This is a genomic window from Pantoea stewartii subsp. stewartii, from assembly GCF_008801695.1.
GTDB classification, from domain to species: Bacteria; Pseudomonadota; Gammaproteobacteria; order Enterobacterales; family Enterobacteriaceae; genus Pantoea; species Pantoea stewartii.
The window spans coordinates 1-3958 of sequence record NZ_VZPF01000151.1; the positions used below are offsets into that span (position 1 = coordinate 1).

General features: G+C 50.8%; 2 protein-coding genes and 1 pseudogene. All 3 read left to right on the forward strand.

Going from position 1 to position 3958, the window contains the following annotated elements; genetic code table 11:
* Window positions 1-265 precede the first annotated feature (265 nt).
* Complete coding sequence (locus tag F7Q90_RS24840) at window positions 266-676, forward strand: type III secretion system chaperone family protein (RefSeq protein ID WP_006122104.1); 411 nt, start codon at window positions 266-268, stop codon at window positions 674-676.
* A 97-nt stretch (window positions 677-773) separates the two neighbouring features.
* Entirely contained in the window at window positions 774-1685 is a 912-nt protein-coding gene (locus tag F7Q90_RS24845) for a hypothetical protein (RefSeq protein ID WP_006122105.1), read from the forward strand.
* Between the two features lie 1811 nt (window positions 1686-3496).
* Window positions 3497-3832: pseudogene (locus F7Q90_RS24855) on the forward strand (plasmid replication initiator RepA); the annotation flags it as partial.
* Between the last annotated feature and the right edge of the window lie 126 nt (window positions 3833-3958).

Here is a 3958-nt window from a genome sequence, read left to right on the forward strand (position 1 = left end):
CTCTGGCCATGGTTCGGGCGCTGAACAGAATGACAAAGGCAGGAATGGCAGAAAGCATACGTATTGCCTGAAAAACCTGTCAGCTACAGAGACTTTCGCCCTGAGTATGATTTATTCAACAAAGCCCCTTACAGGAAGCAAGAAGCCTGTAATGTCCACATTTCACTTATTGCGGGTTACTTATACCTGCCTCGCATACTGCCACAAAATGGAACTCAGCGTGTGTGTTCACCACTAAGCAGATTTAAACCATAAGGAACATACTGTGCGCAATAAAGAATTCCATACACTATCCAGGTGCATTACGAAGATTTTCCAGCCAGACGCATCAACTGAATCACACCAGGATGATGACGTTTATCTGCTGGTTTTCGATCATGACCTGAGTATCCATCTGATTGGTACGCTACCCGGATATATTAATATTGTGGCGACTTTTGTGGCACCAGCTGACTGGTTTACGCCAGCAGGAATGGAATCTCTGTTAATGGAAAACAGGTTTTCACTGACACATCCCACGGTTGTTTTTGGCATGGACAGTCAAAGAAAAAAACTGATTATCTCCACTCGCCAGCTTCTCAGTGAGCTGAATGAGGAGAGTGTCATCAAAATGTTCAGGAACATCCTTCATCTGTCAGGCGGAATATTTCGTGGTGAAATCACACCGAAAAAATAACAGCAGCAATACATTTATCCGTACCATCTGAGTTAAAAGCATTACATGAACTGGTTACAAAGACATACTTTCATTTTAAACACATTAGGGAGCTTCCATGCCTAATTTCCGCGTGTTTGGAGGTGGTTCATCATCCTCTTATAACGCTATCGTTGAACATTACGAGACGGACAACAAAGTTCACCAGACTTACAGCGCCAGCTCATTAGGCTTGCCTGGCGGCTATCAGCACCGTGAAGTAGTGGTGAGTTCAGGCACTATGTCTGCGCTGGCCGATGCCAGCTGGGCAAATCGCGTGGTGAAAAATGTTATCCCCCATGGTGCTGGCAACCAGCGTCATTCTATCCTTGCCACGTCCGGTGAGAGCTGGGCAAGGATGCACCTGGGATATGAAAAATATTCGGGAGTTGGAATCACTAACCAGCTAAAGCGCGCGCAAAAGTTCCAGGGAGGTAACTGTTCGGTTCATGCGGCTGTCGCCTCTGCGGCACTGAAAAGCAAAGGTGTTGATCGCCCCATTTCACGTATGCGAATTCGCCTGCCAGGAGATAACAGTCATGAACTTGTCATGCTGGGTGATCACCGAGCCCCCCATTATGGTGAGCGTAACACGGTAGTGGTCGATGCCTGGCCTGCACATCCCAGTGCCAGTACGCTCGACCAGACGGTGCTGCACGATGCGAGCAGTAATACACATATGCCCCTGACCGACCTGATGGCACATTACCGTAACGAAACCTGGGATGTCTCCAATCTGGCAAGTCGCAGCGATATGGCCAGACTTACCGATATTAAAGTGATGAATACGGATGAGTTACAGAGAAAACTCAGAAAAGAGGGATTACCGTCGCTGCATTCATCTGACCTTGTCCGTCACGCTCTGAATGATGATTCTTTTGGGTCTTTCGATGTCAGGATCAACACCGATCCGAGCACCACATACACCCGCGATTCAGCCTACTATGGCAGAAGTTTTGATTATCTAATGAATAACAACCATGACGGTTGAACCGCGGGCGCTCGACACATCAGACGAGGTTCATTCTCATCATCAACCCTGACTGCTGTTACTCTGAACCACTGACAGCAAAGAGATAATGTGCAGTTTTATTGCCTGTTGCAAAAGCAGGGATGAGCATTTGCAACAGGCTTTGACAAAAGCTCACCACTGCTTAGCAGATGCCCCGCCAACGTTTCGCCTTCAGTCACGCTCAGGGAGCAGAATTCGCGTTGCCGCCATATCAGCGTGTCAGTCAGCACCGCCAGTCATGGCAGTGAGCCAGAGTATTTAAATACTGCGTCGTGTCTCTGTGACAATCCGACCGGTTGCTACACGGGACATTATAGCTTCAGCGCTCCGCGGTCTTTCCACCCTCTGGCGGGATGGTTTCCGGTATATCAGAGCGGATGTGATGCTGAGTGATTTTATCAGTCAGGCGTAGCGCAGTTTGACGTGTTCAGTGAAAAGTAGCAGCGGGCCAACGCAGACGTTTTAATGGCCGCGCTGGACGGTATAAACCGCTCAGATAAAGGAAAGGTCTGGTATGCGAGAAGGGGAGAGTGCAACAGTCCATGGCAGATGGGTAATTTTACTTCCTGGAGGAACGTTCCTTCATCACATATAACGGATTTCCGTAAGACGCATACTGTTTCGTGCAAGAAGAGAAAAAAGCCGGCAGCTCGGCAAAGCGGCCGGCGAAATTTGACCATTACAAGTTTTTCTTTTAGGGAAGCTCGCACTTCATTAACAGTTATCGCCTCGATTTTAGCTAACTTTAGTCTCTTCCTGTCTGCTTTTCGTACAAAACAGAGCATTTCGATATACCCAGCCATGCTGGGAGAAAGCAGAAAAACATACACCCGTGATCGGGACATTTTTGTAATGCAAAAAGGTTACGAAGTTTAACATCAGGCTAGATCTGAGATTTTTCTGAGGGTATGATTTTATGATGATCGTGTGGCGCGATCGTAACGATCCTTTCCGGTGGGCTGTGGCGGTCTGCAGAGAAGGAGAGCACAAACCTCCGTGACCGAACATGCGCGGCTGCGGGGGTTACCGACTATCCGGATAGGACGTATCCGTAAAACGTCCAAGGTCAGAATCCGGCGTGCCCGGATTCTGAATGCAAAAACCCCCTGATTCTGTCTTCAACTTTGGCGGGCTGGATTCAGAAATCAGGGGGTCAAAAGCAGGCACAGGCCTGTGAAGGATTATATCGCATGCATTTCATAAGACAACCCCTGTCCGCCATAAGTCCGGGACAGGGTGAATGACAAGACACTAATCGGGAATTTGTGCCCGACTCCGCATGCAGGAGAGCGCCCACATGGCGACCATTCTGCTGTCAGTAAATATTCCGTACCGCTATTCACGTCCCCGACGGCAGTCATCCGGCCGGGGCTCTGCCGCCAGCTGGTGAAGAGAGTCAGGATTCTGACGTCCGGCAGTGGCCTCTCGCTCAGGGTATTTTGTGCTAAAGCGGTGGGTAAGTTTAAAAGGATGCCCCGGAAGGATCGTCTCACGTCCACAGGGGTGCTGCTGGAATGGCTGTGTTTTTATTACGATCCTGTCTCGAATTCCGTTCAGCGCTTCCCCGGAGAGATGGTCAGGGAGTGCGCGTTCACCGGTCGCCGGCAGGCTAATCGGGCGCTTCTGACGCTGGAAGATACTGAATATATCGTTCGCGGGAGTGATGCGGACGGGCTGTTACACATTTTGTTCACCCCCGACCTGTTTACGGCCCTCAGGATCAGGCCAGACCATCTCCAGGCGGCCCGCCTTAAAGCTGAGCGTGTGCAGCGGAGAAGGGGGACGCCGTCGTGAAACAGCGCACCCCTTTTCGTCACTGGAGTCAGCTCAGCACGGAAGAACAGATACGTTTCTGGCAGGGCGTCGACGCCGGTGAAACGGCCTCTTTTCTCGTCCCCGTCGTACCCCGTAAGACCCGTCGCGTAAGGGGTGAACACTCCACGCGCGCTAAATGCGAAAATCCGCAGTGGTTCCGGCCGGCGCGCTACAAACCGGTCGGTGGCCAGATCGGCTACCTTTACAACCGGCTGGTGAAAACCGATCCGGAAACCGGCCTCAGCGAACTGCGCATGCGGATGTCGCTGCACCCTTACTACATGATGAACCGCCAGAAGGCGGGGCGTAAGTAAGCGTCACATTTAAACCGTCTGTGCAGCGGGCTCCGGTTCCGGGAAAATAGTGTCCATCATTTTTTAATGGACACTATCGCGTGAAACACCGGACATGGCTCCTTGAGGCGCTTCGCCTCCATT